This is a genomic window from Terrisporobacter petrolearius (assembly GCF_020748185.1).
GTDB classification, from domain to species: domain Bacteria; phylum Bacillota; class Clostridia; order Peptostreptococcales; family Peptostreptococcaceae; genus Terrisporobacter; species Terrisporobacter petrolearius.
This window is the reverse complement of the sequence record NZ_JAHZMO010000011.1, coordinates 17,110-39,630: the sequence shown is the minus strand read 5'-3', so window position 1 is coordinate 39,630 and position 22,521 is coordinate 17,110. Positions and strand designations below refer to the sequence as shown.

Annotated in this window: 25 protein-coding genes; 22 read left to right on the top strand and 3 right to left on the bottom strand. The window is 26.7% G+C overall.

Annotated features, from left to right (window positions below):
• Nucleotides 1–7 precede the first annotated feature (7 nt).
• The 5 genes from cobA to tpx all read left to right on the top strand — a co-directional run bounded on the left by cobA (nt 8) and on the right by tpx (nt 4,599).
• Nucleotides 8–1,543, top strand: coding sequence for a uroporphyrinogen-III C-methyltransferase (gene cobA, locus K0040_RS08685; RefSeq protein WP_228108508.1), 1,536 nt, complete (start codon nt 8–10; stop codon nt 1,541–1,543).
• A complete protein-coding gene (gene hemB / locus K0040_RS08680) occupies nt 1,537–2,511 on the top strand; it encodes a porphobilinogen synthase (RefSeq protein ID WP_228108507.1) in 975 nt (324 codons plus the stop codon). Before cobA ends, hemB begins: the two co-directional genes overlap by 7 nt.
• Before the next feature lie 35 nt (nt 2,512–2,546).
• Complete coding sequence (locus K0040_RS08675) at nt 2,547–3,191, top strand: Dph6-related ATP pyrophosphatase (protein WP_228108506.1); 645 nt, start codon at nt 2,547–2,549, stop codon at nt 3,189–3,191.
• Between the two features lie 113 nt (nt 3,192–3,304).
• Nucleotides 3,305–3,889, top strand: a complete 585-nt coding sequence (locus tag K0040_RS08670; RefSeq protein WP_228108505.1) for a precorrin-2 dehydrogenase/sirohydrochlorin ferrochelatase family protein — start codon at nt 3,305–3,307, stop codon at nt 3,887–3,889.
• A gap of 221 nt (nt 3,890–4,110) precedes the next feature.
• Complete coding sequence (tpx, locus tag K0040_RS08665) at nt 4,111–4,599, top strand: thiol peroxidase (protein ID WP_228108504.1); 489 nt, start codon at nt 4,111–4,113, stop codon at nt 4,597–4,599.
• Between the two features lie 41 nt (nt 4,600–4,640).
• Here the strand turns inward: tpx and K0040_RS08660 are convergent, their stop codons facing one another.
• A complete protein-coding gene (locus K0040_RS08660) occupies nt 4,641–5,447 on the bottom strand; it encodes an FUSC family protein (RefSeq protein ID WP_228108503.1) in 807 nt (268 codons plus the stop codon).
• Between the two features lie 253 nt (nt 5,448–5,700).
• Between K0040_RS08660 and K0040_RS08655 the strand changes: the two genes are divergently transcribed.
• The 8 genes from K0040_RS08655 (at nt 5,701) to K0040_RS08620 (ending at nt 14,411) form a co-directional block, all read left to right on the top strand.
• The gene (locus tag K0040_RS08655) at nt 5,701–6,810 is read left to right on the top strand and encodes an AAA family ATPase (RefSeq protein ID WP_228108502.1); all 1,110 of its coding nucleotides are present in this window, start codon (nt 5,701–5,703) and stop codon (nt 6,808–6,810) included.
• 301 nt (nt 6,811–7,111) lie between these two features.
• Entirely contained in the window at nt 7,112–8,542 is a 1,431-nt protein-coding gene (gene hydG / locus K0040_RS08650) for a [FeFe] hydrogenase H-cluster radical SAM maturase HydG (RefSeq protein ID WP_228108501.1), read from the top strand.
• A gap of 134 nt (nt 8,543–8,676) precedes the next feature.
• Complete coding sequence (locus K0040_RS08645; RefSeq protein WP_228108500.1) at nt 8,677–9,288, top strand: endonuclease/exonuclease/phosphatase family protein; 612 nt, start codon at nt 8,677–8,679, stop codon at nt 9,286–9,288.
• A gap of 83 nt (nt 9,289–9,371) precedes the next feature.
• Nucleotides 9,372–9,695, top strand: coding sequence for a hypothetical protein (locus tag K0040_RS08640; RefSeq protein ID WP_228108499.1), 324 nt, complete (start codon nt 9,372–9,374; stop codon nt 9,693–9,695).
• 295 nt (nt 9,696–9,990) lie between these two features.
• Nucleotides 9,991–11,292: a branched-chain amino acid transport system II carrier protein gene (brnQ, locus tag K0040_RS08635; protein ID WP_228108498.1), complete on the top strand. Its 1,302-nt coding sequence runs from the start codon at nt 9,991–9,993 to the stop codon at nt 11,290–11,292.
• 231 nt (nt 11,293–11,523) lie between these two features.
• Complete coding sequence (locus K0040_RS08630; RefSeq protein ID WP_228108497.1) at nt 11,524–11,901, top strand: hypothetical protein; 378 nt, start codon at nt 11,524–11,526, stop codon at nt 11,899–11,901.
• Nucleotides 11,902–12,160: 259 nt separating this feature from the next.
• Nucleotides 12,161–13,309: an ABC transporter permease gene (locus K0040_RS08625; protein ID WP_228108496.1), complete on the top strand. Its 1,149-nt coding sequence runs from the start codon at nt 12,161–12,163 to the stop codon at nt 13,307–13,309.
• On the top strand, nt 13,293–14,411 hold the full coding sequence (locus tag K0040_RS08620; protein WP_228108495.1) for an ABC transporter permease: 1,119 nt from the start codon (nt 13,293–13,295) through the stop codon (nt 14,409–14,411). The genes K0040_RS08625 and K0040_RS08620 overlap by 17 nt, the downstream gene beginning before the upstream one ends.
• Nucleotides 14,412–14,467: 56 nt before the next feature.
• Here the strand turns inward: K0040_RS08620 and K0040_RS08615 are convergent, their stop codons facing one another.
• On the bottom strand, nt 14,468–15,178 hold the full coding sequence (locus K0040_RS08615; RefSeq protein WP_228108494.1) for a YybI family spore inner coat protein: 711 nt from the start codon (nt 15,176–15,178) through the stop codon (nt 14,468–14,470).
• Nucleotides 15,179–15,383: 205 nt separating this feature from the next.
• On the opposite strand from K0040_RS08615, the gene K0040_RS08610 reads away from it, so the two are divergent.
• From K0040_RS08610 to K0040_RS21480, 9 genes are all read left to right on the top strand, one after another.
• Entirely contained in the window at nt 15,384–15,596 is a 213-nt protein-coding gene (locus K0040_RS08610) for a hypothetical protein (protein ID WP_228108493.1), read from the top strand.
• Nucleotides 15,597–15,727: 131 nt separating this feature from the next.
• Entirely contained in the window at nt 15,728–16,105 is a 378-nt protein-coding gene (locus K0040_RS08605) for a GntR family transcriptional regulator (RefSeq protein ID WP_228108492.1), read from the top strand.
• A gap of 12 nt (nt 16,106–16,117) precedes the next feature.
• Complete coding sequence (locus K0040_RS08600; RefSeq protein ID WP_228108491.1) at nt 16,118–16,972, top strand: ABC transporter ATP-binding protein; 855 nt, start codon at nt 16,118–16,120, stop codon at nt 16,970–16,972.
• On the top strand, nt 16,972–17,664 hold the full coding sequence (locus K0040_RS08595; protein ID WP_228108490.1) for an ABC-2 transporter permease: 693 nt from the start codon (nt 16,972–16,974) through the stop codon (nt 17,662–17,664). The genes K0040_RS08600 and K0040_RS08595 overlap by 1 nt, the downstream gene beginning before the upstream one ends.
• A 154-nt stretch (nt 17,665–17,818) precedes the next feature.
• Nucleotides 17,819–20,227 (top strand): beta-glucosidase, encoded by a 2,409-nt coding sequence (locus K0040_RS08590; protein WP_228108489.1) that lies wholly within the window; start codon nt 17,819–17,821, stop codon nt 20,225–20,227.
• A 68-nt stretch (nt 20,228–20,295) separates the two neighbouring features.
• Nucleotides 20,296–20,478, top strand: coding sequence for a hypothetical protein (locus K0040_RS08585; protein WP_018592271.1), 183 nt, complete (start codon nt 20,296–20,298; stop codon nt 20,476–20,478).
• Nucleotides 20,479–20,786: 308 nt separating this feature from the next.
• The gene (locus K0040_RS20685) at nt 20,787–20,915 is read left to right on the top strand and encodes a hypothetical protein (protein WP_265588837.1); all 129 of its coding nucleotides are present in this window, start codon (nt 20,787–20,789) and stop codon (nt 20,913–20,915) included.
• A gap of 109 nt (nt 20,916–21,024) precedes the next feature.
• Nucleotides 21,025–21,534, top strand: a complete 510-nt coding sequence (locus K0040_RS08580) for a GNAT family N-acetyltransferase (protein ID WP_228108488.1) — start codon at nt 21,025–21,027, stop codon at nt 21,532–21,534.
• Between the two features lie 31 nt (nt 21,535–21,565).
• Nucleotides 21,566–21,826, top strand: coding sequence for a Na+/H+ antiporter NhaA (locus K0040_RS21480; RefSeq protein WP_369123728.1), 261 nt, complete (start codon nt 21,566–21,568; stop codon nt 21,824–21,826).
• Between the two features lie 50 nt (nt 21,827–21,876).
• Here the strand turns inward: K0040_RS21480 and K0040_RS08575 are convergent, their stop codons facing one another.
• Nucleotides 21,877–22,521: a Crp/Fnr family transcriptional regulator gene (locus K0040_RS08575; RefSeq protein ID WP_228108487.1), complete on the bottom strand. Its 645-nt coding sequence runs from the start codon at nt 22,519–22,521 to the stop codon at nt 21,877–21,879.

Sequence of the window (22,521 nt, the reverse complement as noted above, 5' to 3'; positions counted from 1 at the left end):
GAAAACTATGAAGGGAAAAGTTTACTTAGTGGGGGCAGGACCTGGAGATTATAAACTTATAACTCTGAAAGGATTAGAATGTATAAAAAAAGCAGATGTAATAGTTTATGATAGGTTAGCAAACGTTAAATACTTAGAAGAAGCAAAGAAAGATTGTACATTTATAAATGTAGGAAAAGCATCTAGTAATCATACATTACCACAAGATGACATAAATAGATTGATTGCTGATAAAGCATTGGAAGGAAAGGTAGTTGTTAGATTAAAGGGTGGAGATCCTTATGTATTTGGTAGAGGAGGGGAAGAGGCAGAGCTTCTTCGTGACGAAAATATTGATTTTGAAGTAGTGCCAGGAATAACTTCTCCAATAGGAGGTCTATGTTATGCAGGTATTCCTATAACTCACAGAGATCACGCTTCATCTTTCCATATTATAACAGGACACCCTAGAAAAGATGGGAAAGAAACAAAGGAAATAAATTGGAATGCTCTAGCAAATGTAAAAGGTACTTTAGTGTTTTTAATGGGAATTTCAAACTTAAAAAATATAAGTGAAAATTTAATTGAAGAAGGTAAAGATAAAAATACTCCAGTGGCCTTTGTTAGTTGGGCAACAAGATCTAATCAAAGAGTTGTAACAGCTACTTTAGAGAATGCCCATGGGGTAGCAATTAATGAAAATATTAAACCACCTACTTTAATAGTAGTTGGAAGTGTTGTAAGCCTTAGAGAAAAGTTAAACTTTTTTGAAGAAAAACCACTTTTCGGTAAAAATATTATAGTTACTAGATGTAGAACACAAAGTAGTGAACTAGCTAAAAAAATAAGTGATATGGGTGGAAATCCAATAGAAATTCCAACTATAAAAATTCAAAAGGTTGAGGATAATAAAGAATTAGAAGTAGAGATAGGTAAAATAAAAGATTATACTTATATACTATTTAGTAGCAAAAACGCAGTTGATATATTCTTTGATAAGTTAAATGAAATGGGATATGATTCAAGAGTTCTTTACAATAGCAAAATTTGTGCTGTTGGATCAGAAACTGCAAAGGCTATCAAATCAAGAGGTATAATGGCTGATATAGTTCCGCAAAAATATGTGGCTGAAGGGCTTTATGAAGAATTAAAAGATATTATTAATGAAAATGATAAAGTTTTAATTCCAAGAGCAAAAAATGCTAGAGATTTCTTAATTAATAAATTAAGTGAGAAATGCTATATTAAAGAAGTTATAACTTATGAGTCTGTTATAGATAATGATAAAAAAGATTTGGCTATAGAAGTAATAGAAGATGAAGAAATTGATTATATTACTTTTGCCAGCTCTTCAACGGTTAAAAACTTTATAACTTTAATAGGAGAAGAAAATCTTAAAAAACTAAAAAATAAAAATATAATATCTATAGGTCCAATAACTAGCAAAACCATAGAGGACTCTGGATTAGAAGTTTATAAAGAAGCTGAAGTAGCGACAATTGACAGTATGATAGATGTAATATCAAATAATGAAAAAATGCAAATGGGGGAATTAACATGTTAAGAAGACCAAGAAGATTAAGAAGTAGCAAAGCAATAAGAAACTTAGTAAGAGAAACAAAACTACAAGTGGAAGATTTAATTTATCCATTATTTATAGTAGATGGAGAAAATATCAAAAGAGAAATATCATCAATGGAAGGTGTTTATCATTTTTCAGTTGATATGATAGACGATGAAATAAAAGAATTAACAGAACTTGGAATAGAGCACATATTATTATTTGGTGTTCCAGATGATCACAAAAAAGACTGCCAAGCAAGTGAAGCATTTAATCCAGAAGGTGGAGTTCAAAGAGCGGTAAGAAAAATAAAAGAAATAAACCCAGAAATGGATGTAATATGCGATGTATGTATGTGTGAATATACAAGTCATGGACATTGTGGAATATTAACTGATACAGGATATGTTCACAATGATAAAACTTTAGATTATCTTGCTAAAATATCTTTAAGTTACGCACAGGCTGGTGCAGATATGGTTGCGCCATCAGATATGATGGATGGAAGAATAGGTTCAATAAGAGAAGTTTTAGATAATAATGGATTTGAAAATGTGGCTATAATGGCTTACAGTGCTAAATATGCTTCATCATTTTACGGACCATTTAGGGAAGCTGCAAACTCTGCACCTCAATTTGGAGATAGAAAAACTTATCAAATGGATCCAGCAAATACAAATGAAGCAGTAATAGAAGGGCAATTAGATGTTGAAGAAGGTGCTGACATAATAATGGTTAAACCAGCCCTATCATATTTAGATGTAATACAAAGATTCAAAGATAACTTTGATTTACCAATAGCAGCTTATAACGTAAGTGGTGAATATTCAATGCTAAAATTAGCTGTTAAAGAAGGATTACTAAATGAAAGTGCTATTTATGAAGCAGTTATGTCTATAAAAAGAGCAGGAGCTACAATAATAATCACTTATTTTGCTAAAGACATAGCTAAAATGTTAAAAAACAACTAGTCAATATAAGTGATAAAACATTTGGAGGAAAGATTATGAATAATAAATTTGTTTTATCATATAGTGGTGGAAAAGATTGTATGTTAGCTTTATATAGAAAAATCCAAGAAGGATGTATTCCAGTGGCGCTTTTAACTACTGTGAAAAAATCTGCTTGTGAAACTTGGACTCATGGTTTAAGCTACGATTTACTAGAACAAGTTAGCAAAAGCTTAGAAATACCTGTTATTTATGCAGAGTGTGATGTTTCAGAATACGAAATTAAGTTTGAAGAAAAACTTAAGGTGGCAAAGGAAATGGGTGCAACCTCAGTAGTATATGGAGATATTGATATTGAGCTGCATAAACAATGGGGAATAGATAGAGCAACAAATACAGGTTTAAACTATGAATTTCCCTTATGGCAAGAAAATAGAGAAAAACTTGTTTATGAAGCTATAGATAATGGATTCAAAGCTATAATTAAGAAAGTAAACTTAGACTATATGAGTGAAAATTTCTTGGGTAAAACACTAACAAAAGAATTGGTAGAAAAGATTAAAGCTACTGGTTCTGATCCTTGTGGAGAAAATGGTGAGTATCATACATTTGTGGTTGATGGACCAATATTTAATTACAGAATAGAAGTTAAGCAAGATGATTTTAAACCAGAAAGCAGTTATAGGTTTTCAATTAAGTAGAGATTAAAAATACCTTAAAGTTAGTTCACAAAACTTCTTTAAGGTATTTTTAGTTATTAGAAATTATATTAAAATATAATTAGAATAGCATGATTATAAATACGGGGGATGTTATGTATTATCCAATTAATTTAAAAATAAATAATATGAAAATTGTTGTTATAGGTGGTGGAAAGGTAGCATATAGAAAATGCATAAACTTTCTTGCTTTTAACAAAAAAGTAATAGTAGTAAGTGAAGAATTTATAAAAGAGTTTGAAAATATAAAAGGTGAAATTGAAATTATAAAAGATAGTTATAATGAAAAATATATAAAGGATGCTTTTGTTGTAGTTGCTGCTACTAATAATAAAGATGTAAACCATAAAATAGGAACTTATTGTAGAGAATATGCAAAATTAGTAAATGTAGTTGATGACATAGATTTATCTAATTTTACAGTGCCTTCTTTTGTTAAAAGAGGAGACTTATTACTAAGTGTCTCTACTGGTGGAAAAAGTCCTTCTTTATCAGCGAAGATAAGAAAAAAGTTAGAAGAAGTTTATGACGAAAGTTATGAAGAATATATAAACTTACTGGGTGAAAATAGACAGATTATAGTAAACAATATACAGGATGTAGAAGAAAGAAAAAAACAATTGAAAGAACTTTTGGATTTAAGTATTGATGAACTTAAACAAAAAATAAAAAAAAACTAATTTATAGTCTAAGCACAAAATGTAATTTTAAGAATTTAATTTTATTAGAAAATTAAATTTAGCTAAAAATATATTAAGTATCTAAAAAAGTTCTTTAATTTAAATTATTAATTTCTTTTAAAAAATTGTAATTATTAATTTAATAAAAATAAAAATGGGTATAAATAATATAGTAAAACTTAAAACTAATTATAGTAATAATTTTTGTAGGAGGTATTATGATGAAAGTAACATTTCAAGGAAAACCATTAACATTAAAAGGAACTCAAGTAAAAGTAGGAGATATGGTTCCTGATTTTACTGTTGTAGATAATGATTTAAAACCATTAAATCTTAGTGATACAAAAGGGAAAAGAGTATTTTTAACAGTACCATCTTTAGATACTCCAGTTTGTGATATGGAGGTTAGAAAATTTAACCAAGAAGCAACTAAACTAGATGAAAATGTAACAATTTATACAGTATCTATGGACTTACCATTTGCTCAAGGAAGATGGTGTGGTGGTGCTGGAATAGACAGAGTAAAAACAGTTTCAGATTATAAAGATAGAGAATTTGGAAATAACTATGGAGTTTACATAAATGAGCTTGGACTTTTATCTAGAGCAGTATTTGTTGTAGATGAAAATAATAAAGTTGTATATGTAGAATATTTAGAAGAAATCACAAATGAGCCAAATTATGAAAAGGCTTTAGAATCAATAAAATAATAAAAGAAAAATCCAGAAAAAATAATAATTTTTTCTGGATTTTATTTTTGTTCATTGAATTTATCTAGAAGTGACAAAATACTTTCTTTATGATATTTATATATAGGTTTATTTAAACTAGTGTCAATGGAAGAAACTTTTTTTTCTATTAAATATAAACCATGAACATGATGTATTAATTGTTCTTCAATGTCAAATTTATAATATAAAGTATTTATATCATGAGTTTCCTTAGAATAAGGAATTTCATCTATTAATTGATTATAATATTCTTCTAATTCAAAGTGTTTATTATTAAGTTTTATATATAATGAAGAAAAATCATTATTTTTTACCATAGAATTAACAATATTTAAGCAGTCATTATAAGCAATGTTGAAAGATGTCCATAAGTACTTTATATATCTTTTGCGGCTTACAGCATAATTAACAATTAAAGCTATAATTACTCCTACTAAAGTATCGACAGTTCTCATAATAGAATAATTTAGTGGGTGGTTATTACCAATTCCTAAGCATATAGAAATAAAGGTTACAGATGCGATGGCAGATGAGTCAGAAATTTTTAATATATTACAAATATATATAATTAAAATTACTCCCAAAGTAGATGAAATAATATTACCTTTGAGAAAAAGTGCACACAAAAAACCAATTAAGCCACCAAGCAAAGTGCCTAAAATTCTAGACCAGGAATCTTTAATTGAACCTTTAATAGTGTTTTTTATAGAAAATATACAAACAGATACTGTATAAACTGGTGTTTCAACTATGCATAAATAGCCAGCTAGAGTGGCAAAGAAAACGGCAATACCAGTTTTTATGTTTCTCATTCCGATTTTTTTCATAGAAAATCCTTCCTTAATGTATTAGAGAATTAATAGTATTATCTGTATTTTTATAATAATTTATATGAAATTATAAAGAATAATATATGTAGTAAAATTATATTGATATAATAATAGAATTGGAAACAAAAAACTATTCACTTTTTACAAAAATGCAATATAATAGAAAAGTGTTATTTTTTAAGATTAGAAAAACAGCAAATGTTTTATATATAAATATAACAAGGTATTTGATAATATTGGAGGAAACAAAATGAAAGCTATAAAAAAAATTGTAATAACTGGAGGTCCTTGCTCTGGAAAAAGTACAATGCTTAACTTAATAGAAAATACTTTTAAAGAAAAAGGGTATAAAGTTTTAATAGTTTCAGAAACAGCAACAGAATTAATTAGGGGTGGAGTTTCACCACTTGGCGGTAAGGAGAATATGTTTATATTTCAGGACTACCTTTTAAACCTTCAATTTAAGAAAGAAGAAGTTTACGAAAAAGCAGCTAAGGAAATGGATTCTGAAAAAATAATAATACTTTATGATAGAGGGCTATTAGATAATAAAGCTTATGTATCAAAGGAAGAATTTGAAGTAATATTAGACAAATTTGGAACAACTGAAAATGAATTAATAGATAGATATGATTTAGTATTACATTTAGTAACAACGGCTAATGGAGCAGAAGAACATTACACATTAGCAAATAATGCAGCTAGAAGTGAATCATTAGAAGATGCAAGACAAATAGATGAATTAACATTAAATGCATGGGTAGGACATCCTCGTTTAAGAATATTTGATAACTCTACAGATTTTGAAGGAAAAGTAGAAAGAGTATTAAAAGAAATCTACAATGATTTAGATGAACATATGCCAACGGGAACTATACGTAAATACTTAGTAGATGTTGAAAATATTCACATAGATAATATAATAAATACTTCAGAAAAAATGGATATAGTTCAACATTACTTAAAATCTTCTAATTCAAATGTGGAAAGAAGGATTAGACAAATAGGAAATGGAGAAAATTACTCATATTACTATACTGAAAAAGAAAGAGTTAACAATTATAGAACCTTTAGAAAAGAAAAGAAGATAAGTGATAAACTATACTTAACATATTTATCTGAAATAGATAACCAATTATTTACAATAATAAAGACCCGTCACTGTTTTGTATATGAAAATCAATATTTCAAACTAGACGTATTTAACAATGACAAAAAATATGGAATATTAGAAATAGAAGCTACAGATCAAAATGGAAAGATATTACTTCCAGACTTTTTAAATATAAAGGCAGATGTAACAAAAGATTCAATGTATTCAAACTACGAAATATCAAAGAGAAATTATGTATGCAAATAGATAAATAAAGCACTTCCATAAAGTTATGAGGAGTGTTTTATTAATTTAATTAAAAATCTAATAAAAACCACCTAAAATATGTAAAAAGTGATATTATTTAATTAGGCTGACCCTAAAGTATCATCTGAGGGGGAAGGTAATCATAATATGAAATTAGTCTGATTACTAAGACAAATCTTAAGTAAAAAGACAGTTATATATTAAGTTTATGATAACCTTCGCAGTGGGCGAAGGTTTTTTATACTTAATGATATATGTCTTCTAATTTGTCAGCAAAAACATTTTTAGGAGGAGAAATAGTATGGTTTATGATCCAAAATCAAGAAAGGCAGAAGAATTTATTAATCATGATGAGATTTTAGATAGCTTAGAGTATGCAAAATCTAATAAAGGAAATAAGGAATTAATTGAAGGAATATTAGATAAAGCTAATAGAGCAAAAGGATTAACTCACAGAGAAGCGGCAGTTTTACTTGAATGTGAAGATGAAGAATTAATTGAAATAATGTTTAAAATGGCAGAAGATATTAAAAAAAGATTTTATGGAAATCGTATTGTAATGTTTGCGCCATTGTATTTATCAAATTATTGTGTAAATGGATGTGTATACTGCCCTTATCATTTAAAGAATAAGAAAATAGCTAGAAAAAAACTAACTCAAGAAGAAATAAAGAGAGAAGTAATAGCACTTCAGGATTTAGGCCACAAAAGACTTGCTTTAGAAGCAGGGGAAGATCCAAAGAATAATCCAATAGAATATATATTAGAATCTATAAATACTATTTATAGTATAAAACATAAAAATGGAGCAATTCGTAGAGTAAATGTGAATATAGCTGCTACGACTATAGAAAACTATAAAAAATTGAAAGATGCAGGGATAGGTACATATATACTATTCCAAGAAACATATAATAAAGAATCTTATGAAAAACTTCATCCAACAGGACCAAAACACGACTATAATTATCATACAGAAGCTCATGATAGAGCTATGGAAGCTGGAATAGATGACGTAGGGTTAGGTGTACTATATGGTCTTAGTACTTATAAATATGAATTAGTAGGAATATTAATGCATGCTGAACATTTAGAAGAGGCATTTGGAGTTGGACCACATACAATAAGTGTACCAAGACTTCGCCCAGCTGATGACATAGATGTATCTGAATTCCCAGAAGCCTTATCAGATGAAATATTCCAAAAAATAGTGGCAATAATTCGTTTAGCAGTACCTTATACAGGAATGATAGTCTCAACAAGAGAATCTCAAAAAACTAGAGAAAAAGTATTACATTTAGGAGTGTCACAAATAAGTGGTGCATCATCAACAAGTGTAGGTGGATATGCAGATAGAGCAGAGGGTGTAAAAGAAGAAATTACAAGTGCTCAATTTGACGTGGATGATGATAGAACTTTAGATGAAGTTGTAAACTGGCTACTAGATATGAACTATATACCAAGTTTTTGTACTGCTTGTTATAGAGAAGGAAGAACTGGAGATAGATTTATGGCACTATGTAAAAACGGTCAAATAGCCAACTGTTGTCAACCAAATGCTATCATGACTTTAAAAGAGTACTTAGAAGACTATGCATCAGAATCAACAAAAGAATCTGGTGAAAATTTAATAGAAAAAGAAGTTAAAAAAATACCTAAAGATAAAGTCAGAGAAATAGTAGAAGAAAGATTGATAAAAATTACAAATGGTCAAAGAGATTTTAGATTTTAATTTATAAATAAAATGTATATATTAAAGAAGACAATTAAATTGTCTTCTTTTTATTATGCGAAAATTTAAAAGGATAATTATTTAATACTATGAATATTATTTTGTAATAAACCTATGATAGGAGGTGAAATAATTTGAAGTTAATTTGTTATAACATACATATAGGGACAGATGAGTTTAGAAGAATGACCTTGTTTCAACTTATAGGTTATTTAAAATCTTTAGATTGTGATGTTATTTGTCTCCAAGAAGTTTTACATTATCAATTTAAACTTATGAAAATATTGTTAAAGATGGATGGAGTATTTGGATTGCATGTAAATAATAGAAAAATGAAATTTGGTATATGTATATTAAGTAAAAATAAAATAAATTACAGTTCACACTTATTACTAAGTAGCAAAACAGAGCAGAGAGGGCTATTGAGTATAGATATAGATGATAAAATTATTATAAATACACATTTAGGATTGGATATGGAAGAAAGACAGATACAAATAAGTGAAATTTTGGATTTTGGTAAAAACCAAAATAAAAATATTGTGATTTGTGGTGATTTTAATGAAAAAAACATTAATTTAAGCTCTTATAAAGATGCAGCTAAATGTTTGTGTAAGGATTTCTATCCAACTTTTAAAACTTCAAGGCTAGATTATGTGTTTGTAAGTTCAATAATCGATATAAAATCATATGAAATTGACCAAGTATTATATTCAGATCACTTTCCAATTATTGTGAAAATTTAAAAGAAAGTAAATTGTGAATATTTAGAAATATAGAAAAAATTATTGTGGATATTTCATATTACTTTATAAAGGGAGGGTATTTAATGAGTAGTGATGGAAATTTGATTCAAATTGTATTTGATGGAATTTGGAGAGTTGGAGAAATTATAGTCAAAAAATTTAGAAAAAAAGAAGAAAAAAAGGAACCATTGGATATATTTTTTAACAAAGTAGGCCTTTGCAATAAAGATCAAGAATATCCAACTGTGGTTGAGAATATTTTAAGTGAAGAAGAAAACGTTTACAAAATATGGTGTCCTATAGGTCTTGGAAAGTCAGACTTCGAAAAATATTCTGATGCGTTAGAAGTATATTTAGGAAAAAAAATTGAAGTGAAATCAGCTAAAGGATTTATATATATTAAATAATTATGCATGTTAAAATTATTATGTTATAATAAATATATGTTAAAAAAAAGACTTGTAGGTTTTATCAAGTCTTTTTTTGTTGAAAAAATCAAAAAAAGAATATAAGAATAATTTAGAATATAAATATTAATCTAAATTTTCTGAAAATTACTTTATTTTCTGAATACATATTCAACTTTAATATGTGTTTTATAATTTGAATATACAGAAAATTATAATTATATTGACTATTCAAATAGATGTCGTATATAATACATGTATGAAACGAAATACGGATTTTAATTAGGAGGTCACAATGAATAAAAGGAATAAAGATATTATAATAACAGGTTTTGCATTGTTCGCAATGTTTTTCGGAGCAGGTAACTTAATTTTCCCACCATTTTTAGGACTTATATCAGGAAGTAGTTGGTTAACTGGTTTCACAGGATTTATATTAGCAGACGTAGGTTTATCTCTTTTAGCTATACTTGCAATAGCAAAATGTGATGGAGATGTTGGTAAAATATTTTCAAGAGCAGGCCACAAGATATCACTAGTGCTAGCATGTTCAATAATGATTTGTATAGGACCACTTCTTGCTATACCAAGAACAGCAGCTACAACATTTGAAATGGGGGTTCAACCAATATTTAGTGGTTTCAGTTCAATAATATTCTCAATAATATTCTTCGGCGTGACATTATTATTAACAATAAGACCATCAAAAGTTGTTGATATAATCGGGTCTTATTTAACACCAGCACTTTTAATTGCATTATTAACATTAATAGGTGTAGGAATATTTAATCCTTTAGGAAGTATAGAACCAGCAACTATAGAAGGTGTATTCTCTGAAGGTATATTCCAAGGTTATCAAACATTAGATGCTCTAGGGGCAGTATCTTTATCAGCAGTAATATTTACAACAATAGCTAATAAAGGATATACAAAAAAAGAAGATAAAATAAATATAACATTTAAAGCAGGATTAATAGCTGCAGCAGGATTATTCTTAGTTTACGGTGGACTTACTTACCTTGGTGCTACAGTATCAACTATGTTTGATTCAAATGTATCACAAGCTGGGTTAATAGTTGCTATAACAGAGAATTTATTAGGATTCCCAGGAAAAGTTATATTAGGAATAATAGTAACTCTTGCTTGTTTAACAACAGCAATAGGTTTAACATCTGCAACTGGACAATATTTCTCAAAGCTTTCAAATAATAAAATAAAATATGAAACAATAGTAACTGCAGTATGTCTATTTAGTTTAGTAGTTTCTAACTTTGGAGTTGATACAATAATTAAATTCTCAGCTCCTATATTAACAGTAATCTACCCACCAACAATAGTGTTAGTAGTATTTACTTTATTAGGACAACATATTAAAAATGATAATATATTTAAATTTGCAACATATACAGCATTAGTAATGGGATTCTTAAACATATTAGGAAACTTTGGAGTGAAGGTTCCAGTAATAAACACTTTACCATTACACCCATTAGGATTTAACTGGGTAGTACCAGTATTAATTGCATCAGCAATTGGATTCTTTATTAAATCAAATAGCTCTAATGCTAAATCTGATTCAAAAAATGTTACTGCATAGAATTCTAAATTAAATACTAAAAAAGTCCCTTTTCATAAGAAGGGACTTTTTTAGTATTTATAATAACCATTTGAATAAATTAATTTTTTATAATAATACCATTTTGTATATATAATCCATATAATTAAAGTATATGAATTAAAATCAATTATAATAAATTTAAAAATGGTCTAGGATTAATGTGTTTAATTGTTTACATAAGCATAAGTTAATTTAAGAGGTGAGAGTGTTTTGCAAAAAATAATTAGGTGTAGTAAATTAAAGATTTCATCAGGTTCAAAGGAAATAATATATTCATCTTTATTAATGTTTATATCCATGATATTTTTTTGTAATAGTATTATGAATGTTATTATACCTTACTGTATTGCTATGTTTATAGTATTCATAGTTATAAGTGATATTTTTAGTTTAAGCAAAAAGGTAAAAATAAAAATGGACGTGGATAAGTTATTAGATGCTTATAAACTAGATGCTGTCACATATAATATAGTTCCAAAATGTATTGAATATATAGAAAATATGTATGAAGGAAAAGATATCACTATTTATGGAAATTTCCATAGAGAAGAAAATAAATTTATTATTTATATAAGATATTTTAAATAATTTATAAAAACTTGTTAAGATAAATATTATGAAGTAGTAACTTAAATACACCTCTTAAAAACTGAGGTGTATTTTTTATTATCATATCACGAACATAAATATAACTATACTGAATGAATCTACAAATTTGCTAGTAATAGACAACTTTATGAATTCATAAATATTAATAGAACATAAAAATAATATTAACACTTATGAAAAAAGTGTTTTAAGTTTTATTGGTAAAAATCTAAAAATTAGCAAACAAGGAGGTGGAAATTTGATTTTATTAACTCTTATAAAAAAAGAAGTTAAGCAGTTTTTCAGACAGAAGATTAATGTAATTATGATGATTATATTTCCTGTAATACTTATTTTTATAATGGGAAAATCACTTAATGGGCTTATGACCATAGATAAAAACATATTTAATAATAAAATTATATATTATAGAGTCAATGCTCCTATTGAAAACGAAGTTGACTTACAACGTTTCTATGATTTTATGATTCATTTTGAAAAAAATACAAATATTAAGTTTATAGAAAATAATAATTATAAAGAAGTCATAAACGATGTAAATAATAACAAAGCAATTTGTTTTATGGACTTTTATGACAATGATATTAATTATTTTAGAAGTGAAGAAACAGAGAGTACAGAAAGTACAGTATTTAGGAATTTGTACGAGCAATATATGAAAAAATACACTTTTTTACAATCAATTTATAAATCAAATCCTGAAAAAATAAAAGAGGTTTTAGATTATGAGATTAAAATATGGTTAAAAGATGAAGGTATAGAAAAAAAACAAGTAAATGCATTCACATATTACACCTTTGCACAACTTATCTTAATTATTTTATATATATCTAATTTTACGTCAATATCAATGTATAAGGGTGAATATTTACATACAATGACAAGATTTAAGATCCCTAAAACAAATAAAATTAATATATTAGTATCAAAGATAGCTTTTGGTATAGTTATAGGTATTTTACAAATAATCACAGTATATATAGTTAGCACTAAATTTTTCAATGTAAGTTGGGGAGGAAATTTATTATATATCCTTATGGTATTAATTTCTCTTATAGTATTTAGTTCTATACTTGGAATATTTATGGCTACTATTTTCTCAAATAAAAAAACTTGTTATATGGTAAATAATATATTAATTATAATTATGGGATTTTTAGGCGGTTCTTATGTACCAATTTGTTTAGTAAAGTCAGAGAGGATGACAAGCTTTCTATCTGAAATTATTCCAAGTTATTGGGCAAATATATCTATACTTAGCTTAAGTTATGGTATAAAAACAAAATATTATATTTTCTCCATATTTATTTCATTGGGTTTATCACTATTATTGCTCATTCTAGGAAGCTTAATATCAAAACTGAAGGCAGGTGAAAGTTTTGATTAAATTAATAATAAATACAATGAGAGAATTGATGAAAGATAAAAGTTATATAATGGTTGCAATTATTATACCTATATTTATAGCTATATTTTTTAGTTTTGAATTTACAGGACAGCATAAATTTAAGATAGGTGTAATAGACAATGATAATTCTTATTTGTCTAATGAAATAATAAAAACTATTGATGATTTGGAAGGGATTCAAAGTATAAAAATAAAAAAAGATGATTCTGAAATTTTACTGATAACACAACAAATTCAAATGGTTGTGATTATAAATGATAATTTTCAAAATAAATTGATAAACTCAAAGGATAATGAAATAAAAATCAAAACTATAAATGAAAATGATGTGAAGTTAGTTGTTCAAAATATGATAGATATGAAATGTGAAGACTTGTCTATGATTGGAAAAATGAGCAAAGGAGATATAAACAAATTTAAAGAAATAAATCAAGATTACAATGATAAAAACACAATATTAAGTTTAAATGATGTTAATGAAAAAAGACCAGATATAGAGAGTTCATTGCCTTTGATTATATTAATCATATTTATTGTAGCTGGAAAAGTATCGAATTCCTTAATTGAGGACAAAGAAAATAAAGTAAGAATTAATACACCTGGTTATAGAATTAGCAAATGGAAATATTATTTATCAATAATAGTTGTATTCTATATAATGTCTTCCATGTCAACTTTAATATATTATGGTGTGTTAATAATTTTTAAATTAGACTTTGCCATGGAAAATAGTATAAATTTCTTAGTTGTAATGCTGATGCTAAATCTGGTTGCACTAAGTTTTAACTTGTGTCTAGTTAGTTTTACTAGAAGCAGACATACATCATCAATGTTAAATGTACTTATAATAGTTCCGTGTTGTATGTTAAGTGGAGTATTTTGGGATTTTAATATAATGAACGAAAACTTCCAAGCAATAGGAAAACTTATGCCAACTAGATGGGTATATATTTGTCTAGAAAATTTGCAAAAAACTAATGATTTAGGTAGTATAAATATATATCTAAATGCAATGCTTATTTTATCAATAATACTTTTTGTTATAAGTTTTGTTAAATTAAAAGAAAACAAAGAAGTTTAAAATTTTATAAAAAGGAAAAGGTTGGACTATGTTCTAGTTCAACCTCTTTCCTTTTCCTAATTTTCTTTATTGTCAGAGTCAAAGGTAAAGTACAATCCTTTAGTAACTACGTTAAATTTATTATTTAAAAAATCACATACAGTTTGGATAATACCCAAAGTATCTGCATTAACTACGCCAACAATCCTTTGTTGTATAAGTAATTCATAGTAACTATTATCCACGTCCTTTATTGGGAAAAGTGTATTAGGAGCATCAACGTAAGCTTCTACTCCAGGAAGTACTTTTCCATCTTTATCATAAGCTAATTCCAAATAATCTTTTGGTCGGGTTGTTAAATTAATAGAATATTTCTTTTCACCACAACTTACATGAACCTTGTAATTATCTTTAAACTTTGCACTACAAGGGTTATCTTTCGAAATATCATCTTGATTAAAAATTTCTTTGATTTTATTATTTTCAAATTTGTATATTACTCCAATCTCAAATCCACCAGAACCACCGAAGCTACCTCTTACCATAATTTCATCTTTTCCGTCATTTGTAAAATCCCCACAAAATAGTTGCATATCATAACCTGAATAAGGCAGTTGTATATTAACTGGATATCCAACCTCAGGTTCTACAACTAATTCAAGATTTTCACTATAAAAACTATTTTCATAAGGAAAAATCCCCGCTAAAATTACTTTATCTTTTGAATTTTTGGCAACTATATTTGCAGACAAACTGTCTATAACAACTTTACTATTAGAGTCAGACATAATAACCCCCATCTAAATTAAATTTATATCTTCTTCTAATTTATGAAGGAAAACTACCTTATGTTAACATTATTAGTAATATGCTATATCAGTTTATAACACTGATTATATTATTTTTAAACTGGGTAATATTAAGAAGATCATTGAGTTATAGTAAAAATAAAATTATAATATTACTTAGTTAAGTTGCTAGGAGATGAGATAATTGAAAAAAGATAGGATAAGAATACTATATAAAAATAATTTTGAAAGAATAGTAGAAGAAAGCAATGTTAGAAATTTTAGATCATTGATAGATTGGATGGAAGATTTTAATGAGGGAAATTCAGTTCCATCCTTAGTGTTATTTGGTAGAGACTTGGGGAGTAACTTTTCTATTAATAAAAGCAATGTGAAAATAATTGAATTTATGGATTAGATAAAAAGGAATTGCAAATAGTTTTGCAATTCTTTTTTAGATTTTTATAGAAATAACATTGACACTTATATATATGGTGTTATATTCTGTATATATATAACATACACGGAATATAACGGAAAGGATAAAATATGGATATAATAGTTTCTGACTCATTACCAGTAGCTCTTTATGAGCAAATAAAAAATCAAATTATATCACAAATTGTTTCTAAAAAACTTTTGCCAGGACAGCCACTACCTTCAATTAGGACTTTAGCAAGAGAAATTAAGGTAAGCATAATAACTGTAAAAAAGTCCTATGAGATTTTAGAAAGTGAAGGATATATAGAAACAGTTCCATCAAAAGGTAGTTTTGTTTCAGCAAAAAATACAGAGAAAATGAGGCAACTAGCCATATATGAGTGGGAATGTAAATTAGAAGAGATAGTAAAGAGAGCTAAAGAATTAGATATTTCCTTAGATGAAGGAATGGAAATTTTTAAAGAACTATATAATTTAGATGATTAAGTGGGGTACATTATGAATGTAATAGAAATTAATAATTTAAAAAAATCTATGGGAGATTTTAAATTAAATATAGAAAAATTAGAAATAAAAGAAGGCTTTGTTACAGGTATTATAGGCACAAATGGAGCAGGAAAAACTACTTTAATGAAACTAATCATGAATATATTAAATCAAGAGGAAGGTAGCATAAAAATATTTGGAGAAGATTTTAATAAAGACAAAAAACATATTAAAGAATTAATAGGATATTTAGGACATGACACACTATATCCAGAAGATTTCACATTAGAAGAGATAAAATCAACTATAGGCATATTTTATAAAAATTGGGATGAGAAGTTATTTAATTATTATGTTGAAGAATTTGATTTAAATCTTAATGACAAATATAAAGATTTATCAAAAGGGCTAAAAGTAAAATTTGATTTACTTATGATTTTGTCTTATCATCCTAAATTAATAATCTTAGATGAGCCAACAGCAAATTTAGATCCAATATTTAGGTCTGAATTTTTACAAGTTCTTCAACTACAAATGGAAAAAGATTTATCTACAGTTTTATATTGTACTCATATAACAAGTGATTTAGACAAAATAGGGGATTACTTTGTTGTAATGGATAAAGGGGAAATTATTTTTAATGAAGACAGTGAAAATATAAGAAATAATTATACCATTGTAAAGGGAGCAAAAGAGCTATTAAATGAAGAAACAGAAAAAGTATTTCAACAGATAGTGGAAAATAAATTTGGATTTAGAGGAATTTCTAATAATAAAAAAGATGCACAAGATATATTTGGGAAAGAAGTTCTATATGAAATGCCTAAAATAGAAGATATATTAATATTTAGTAAGGGGAATAAGTAATGACAGAGATAAAAAAATTATTAAGATTAGATTTGAAATTTTTAAAACAATATTATAGTATTTACATACCTGTATTTTTTCTTATGCTATTTGTTTTTGGTAGTATGTCACTTAATATGGGACTTGTAATATTGGTTTTCTACTATGGATTTGAAACTGATGATAGCCGTAAAAAAGTTAATAATTTAATACAAACTCTCCCAATAAACAATAAAGAATATGTTGCTTATAAATATATTTCTTCATTTATGCAATCGATTTTAATAGTAATTTTCTTTTTAATTGCAACGATTTTAGTATTGATAGCAGAAAATATTTCTAATTTAGATTCACAAATATTTTTATTATCTTGGATAAGTGATCATATTGTACAAGACAGTGGCATACAAGCAAATTATTTAGTCAGATTTATAGTAGAATTATTCATGGCTGTGGTTACTATTTGTGTAATGATTCCTACAAAATACAATAAAGTTAAAAAGAAAAGAGTATTAAGATGGATTATATTAATACTTCTTAACAGTATGGCAGGAAATTTTTTAACTAAAGATTCCACAGGGGTATTATTCGACTTTTTAAGTAAATTTAATGAATTTTTTATAGTTATGTTAGGAATTGTTCTAAGCTATTTCTTGATAAAATTATCTTTTAACAAAACCTTACAACTACATAGTAAATCTGAAATTATATAAATGAAAATATAATAAATATAAAAGGGTTATAACAAAATAAAATAATTGTTATAACCCTTTTATATATGTATACAAAAATAAATTTAACAATCTATTATAGTCACAAACATAAAATATAACATAAGACAAAATTAGTTGTATTGGGGGAGAGAATATGAATTTATATGAAGAGGCTTCATCCATAGTCAAAAATCTTTCTTTAGAAGAAAAGTGTAAATTTTGTTGTGGAATAGATTTTTGGCATTCATACGGAATAGATAAAATGAATATCCCATCAATTATGTTATGTGATGGTCCTCATGGGCTTAGAAAAGAAGAGTCAGAGAGCTTTATGTTTATGAGTCCCAAAGTTATAAAATCAACTTGCTTTCCAACTGCTACAGCTTTGGCATCCACCTTTGACGAAGAATTAATAAATCGTATGGGGAAGGCACTGGGGGAGGAATGTAGAAGAGGAGATGTAGCAGTACTTTTAAGTCCAGGAGTGAATATAAAAAGACTACCCATTTGTGGAAGAAATTTTGAATATTTTAGTGAAGATCCTTATTTAAGTGGAAAGATGTCAGCAGCTCTTATTAGAGGGATACAAAGCAAAGGCGTAGCAGCTTGTTTAAAGCATTTTGCAGGAAACAATCAGGAAAAATATCGTATGACTATTAATTCAATTATTGATGAAAGAGCTCTTAGGGAAATATATTTGAAAGGATTTGAAATAGCCATAAAAGGTGCTAATCCTTGGTCTGTAATGATGGCATATAATAGACTAAATGGGCAGTATTGTTGCGAAAATAAATATTTAATGCAAGATATACTTAGAAATGAATGGAATTATGAGGGATGTATTATTAGTGACTGGGGAGGTGTTAATAATATTATTTCTAGTATAAATAATGGATTAAATTTAGAAATGCCAGGATATAAAGATGATTACTATAAGATTTTACAAAAAGCTGTAGAAACTAACAAATTAGATGAAAAAATATTAAATCAGTCGGTTACAAAAGTAATTGAACTAATTTTAAGATATAAAGAAGGTAAAAAAATACCATATAAATGTAATTTTAAAGAACATATTGATTTAGCAGAGAAAATAGCTGAAAGTAGTGCAGTATTACTTAAAAATGATGATAATATTCTCCCAGGAAATAATTCACAAAAAATTGGAATAATAGGTAGACTTGCAAAAGAACCTGTATACCAAGGTTTGGGTAGCTCACATGTTAACCCTAATACTATAGACAACGCGTATGATGTATTTGCACATAATAACTGTGTTATAAATTATGCAGATGGGTATTCTTTAGAAAATGATGAAATTAATGAACTCTTGCTAAAAGAGGCTATAGAAGTGGCAAAAAATAAGGATATAGTGTATTTGTTTATAGGCCTACCTAAATACTATGAGGCAGAAGGATATGATCGTAAAAATTTAAAATTGCCAAAGTCTCATGATAATTTAGTTTATGAAATTAGCAAAGTTAATAAAAACTTAGTAGTAATATTGCAAGGTGGATCTGTTGTGGAAATGCCATGGAGTCATGTTCCTAAAGGTATTTTACTAACTCATTTAAGTGGTTGTAGAGGTGGAAATGCAACAGTAAATTTATTATTAGGAAAGCAAAATCCATCAGGAAAGTTAAGCGAAACTTATGCAAATACTTTTGAAGATTATCCATCGGTACAATTTTACCCTGGAGATAATAATTATGTAGAATATAGAGAAAGTATATTTGTTGGGTATAGATATTTTGATAGTGCAGATATTAATGTGAAATATCCTTTTGGTTTTGGGCTTTCATATACAACTTTTGAATATAGCGATATGAAAATAAAATATAATAATGATAATAATATGAAAGTATCCGTAACTGTTACTAATGTGGGTAATATGGAAGGAAAAGAAGTGGCCCAGCTTTATGTTTCTTGTTTATACTCAAAATTATTTAGAGCAAAAAAAGAGCTAAAAGGATTTAAAAAAATAAATTTAAAACCTAAGGAAAGTAAAGAAGTAAATTTTATTTTAGATGAAGGTTGTTTTACTTACTATAATATTCAAAGTCATCAATATGAAGTTGAAGAAGGACAATATGGTATAAGTATTGGTTCCTCATGTAGGGATATTAAATTTTCTACAGTAGTAAATAAAAGAGGAAATAGTGTGAAAACTATTGATTATAAAGCAAAATATTCATCTTATTATGAACTATATAAAAAGAAACTAAGTCCAACAGAGTCAGAATTTCAGAATATATATAATAAGGAACTACCCATTATTAACAAACCAATATATCCATTTACTATAAATTATACTATTAATGATATTAAAAGTATTTATGGTGGTGATTTAATAATATCTGCCATAAATAAAAAGGCAAATAAATTTGTAAGTGGAGATAAAGCCATGGAAATTACAGTAAAAGAATCCTTAAATGATCAACCTTTTAGGCTAATTGCTATGGTTACTAGAGGAGCAATAAATCGTAAATCAATACAGGGATTTGTAGATTTATTGAATAAACATTATATTAAAGGATTTTTGCAAATTTTAAGAAATAGGAAATAATTTCAAAAGAATAGAAGGATTTTTATTGGATAAATTATAATTAAAATATCATCAAGGAGAATTACATTATGGATAACAATAAAAATAGAATGAAAGATAGACCAAAATCAAACCCAGAACTTAGAAAAATGTACTCTGAGCATGGAGCAGACATTGGAATAGAAAATGGACAAAAAATAGGTGCTAGAGATTGTGGCACAAATAAAACTAAAACTGAAAAACTTTATCATAAAGCTAAAAAAAGAGATTAACGCATAAAAATCGTATCAATTTAATTTTGATACGATTTTTATATTTTGAAGCTAAAACATAATTATAGCCTTTTTACAGGAGAAAATTTATAGAGTTTATTAAAAACTACATATTAACAATTTAATATTTTTAGCTGTTGTTACATAACTCAATGAAAGAAACTTATGATGAGATTGGAATAAAAGGTGATTTCAATAAATGGTTTGATACTTATTACCAGATAGCTAATAGATTTACTTTTATGCATCAACTTATGAAAAAATGATACAAGGTGAAGCTAGTTTTTCTAAATATTGTTGATGATCATATGTACAAAAATATATCAAAGGCTCAATGGGTAGAAGAATATTGTAAAATGCTAAATGAATTTATGGGAGAGCGATTTGTGCCAAGAGATGTAGTAATTATTGATTTAAATGTGCACGAAGAAAAATAAAAGATTAAAAACGTATTGTTAATTCAATACATTTTTTACATTAATAGAGGAAATTATTATTAATATGATGAAATAATTATATAATAATGAACAAAAGGGAAGTGTTATTATGAAAAAACGAGAAATTCAAATAAAATTAGCTTATGATGAAATTGATTCAATAAAAGAGCTATTCACTGAATATAAAAATATGTTAGTAGAAACGTATAAGGATGTAGAAGGCGTAAGTTCTTGTTTTGTAAGCTTTCAAGAGGAGTTAGATACTTTACAGGATAAATATGCATTACCTAAGGGAAGATTATACATTGCAAAGTATGATGGGAAAATTGCTGGTTGTGCTGGACTTAGATCTTTAGATAATCATTGTTGTGAAGTGAAAAGATTATATGTAAGAAATGAATTTAGAAGTTTAGGTATAGGAAAACTACTTATGGAATACGTAATTAAAGCTGGAAAAGAATTAGATTATGACTTAATAGTATTAGATACATTCTCACATTTGGAAAGGGCTTTAGATTTATATTATAAACTAGGTTTTAAGGAAATAAAGGAATATTATAATAGTCCCATAAAGGATGTAATTTATTTGGGACTAGATTTAAATAATAAAGCTAAATAAAAAATAGCACAATAAGAGGTGTTTACTAGGCATTTTACTTACTACTGTAACAGTAATTTTTGTAGTAAGTGCTAATAGTAATGCAAAGGTTTTTAAATTAAAACTTAATTCAAATTTAAAGATATTTTTATTATCCTTAGCAGTTGTGAATGATTTGATTTTTATTTTAGCAATAGTATTTTTATATTCTGCAAGAATTAATATAACAGCAGTAATGATATCAGTTGTAATATTATTAATACTGATGTCCTTAAATAAAGTATTTAGTAGGATCAATACATTAGAAATATAAAGAGTTATCTCAACATAGTTATAATTGCTGAAATAACTCTTTTTTAATTACTATAAATTAATAAGTTTAATTTTTCCCCTAGAAACTTCTATTTTTCCTTCCTTTTCAAACTTCTTAAGTATACGACTAATAACTTCTCTAGAGGAGCCTAATTCGTTGGCAATATTCTCATGAGTCATATAAAGTATATTTGAATCTTGATACCTACTTTGTTCTAATAGATAATTTGTAATTCTTTCATCTAAACTAAAGAAGGTTGCTTGTTCCAATACATACATTACTTCAGATAATTTATCCTGTGTAAGACTAAGAATATAATTCATAACATTAATATTAGATTGAGACAAATTTTTTAATAATGAACTATCAACAATTATAGCGTTAGCATCATTTTGAGCTTCTAAATTAACATCATAAGTAATATTTTGAAATGCACAAGAAGCCGACAACATACAAACATCTCTGTCATATAGCTTGAATAAGGTAATTTGTCTACCGCTAGGGGCAGAAATAAATACTCTGAAATTTCCACTCATAGTAATTAATAGCCCTGTACAAGATGAATTTTTAGAATGAACAAGTTCACCTTTTTCATATTTACCTATAAAGCTTTTTGAAATTAATTCATTCTTTTCCTTATCATTTAAATCCTTAAAAAAAGGAAGAGTTTCTTTAAGATAATACTCTTTATCCAT

Excerpts from the sequence above, each read along its gene's own strand:
- K0040_RS08600 (WP_228108491.1), top strand. The coding sequence starts at position 16,118 with ATGAATGTAATAGAAATTAATAATTTAAAAAAATCTATGGGAGATTTT.
- K0040_RS08675 (WP_228108506.1), top strand. The coding sequence starts at position 2,547 with ATGAATAATAAATTTGTTTTATCATATAGTGGTGGAAAAGATTGTATG.
- K0040_RS08655 (WP_228108502.1), top strand. The coding sequence starts at position 5,701 with ATGAAAGCTATAAAAAAAATTGTAATAACTGGAGGTCCTTGCTCTGGA.
- K0040_RS08580 (WP_228108488.1), top strand. The coding sequence starts at position 21,025 with ATGAAAAAACGAGAAATTCAAATAAAATTAGCTTATGATGAAATTGAT.
- K0040_RS08575 (WP_228108487.1), bottom strand. The coding sequence starts at position 22,521 with ATGGATAAAGAGTATTATCTTAAAGAAACTCTTCCTTTTTTTAAGGAT.
- K0040_RS08660 (WP_228108503.1), bottom strand. The coding sequence starts at position 5,447 with ATGAAAAAAATCGGAATGAGAAACATAAAAACTGGTATTGCCGTTTTC.
- K0040_RS08615 (WP_228108494.1), bottom strand. The coding sequence starts at position 15,178 with ATGTCTGACTCTAATAGTAAAGTTGTTATAGACAGTTTGTCTGCAAAT.
- K0040_RS08640 (WP_228108499.1), top strand. The coding sequence starts at position 9,372 with ATGAGTAGTGATGGAAATTTGATTCAAATTGTATTTGATGGAATTTGG.
- K0040_RS08590 (WP_228108489.1), top strand. The coding sequence starts at position 17,819 with ATGAATTTATATGAAGAGGCTTCATCCATAGTCAAAAATCTTTCTTTA.
- K0040_RS20685 (WP_265588837.1), top strand. The coding sequence starts at position 20,787 with ATGTACAAAAATATATCAAAGGCTCAATGGGTAGAAGAATATTGTAAA.
- tpx (WP_228108504.1), top strand. The coding sequence starts at position 4,111 with ATGAAAGTAACATTTCAAGGAAAACCATTAACATTAAAAGGAACTCAA.
- hemB (WP_228108507.1), top strand. The coding sequence starts at position 1,537 with ATGTTAAGAAGACCAAGAAGATTAAGAAGTAGCAAAGCAATAAGAAAC.
- cobA (WP_228108508.1), top strand. The coding sequence starts at position 8 with ATGAAGGGAAAAGTTTACTTAGTGGGGGCAGGACCTGGAGATTATAAA.
- hydG (WP_228108501.1), top strand. The coding sequence starts at position 7,112 with ATGGTTTATGATCCAAAATCAAGAAAGGCAGAAGAATTTATTAATCAT.
- K0040_RS08670 (WP_228108505.1), top strand. The coding sequence starts at position 3,305 with ATGTATTATCCAATTAATTTAAAAATAAATAATATGAAAATTGTTGTT.
- brnQ (WP_228108498.1), top strand. The coding sequence starts at position 9,991 with ATGAATAAAAGGAATAAAGATATTATAATAACAGGTTTTGCATTGTTC.
- K0040_RS08595 (WP_228108490.1), top strand. The coding sequence starts at position 16,972 with ATGACAGAGATAAAAAAATTATTAAGATTAGATTTGAAATTTTTAAAA.
- K0040_RS08605 (WP_228108492.1), top strand. The coding sequence starts at position 15,728 with ATGGATATAATAGTTTCTGACTCATTACCAGTAGCTCTTTATGAGCAA.
- K0040_RS08585 (WP_018592271.1), top strand. The coding sequence starts at position 20,296 with ATGGATAACAATAAAAATAGAATGAAAGATAGACCAAAATCAAACCCA.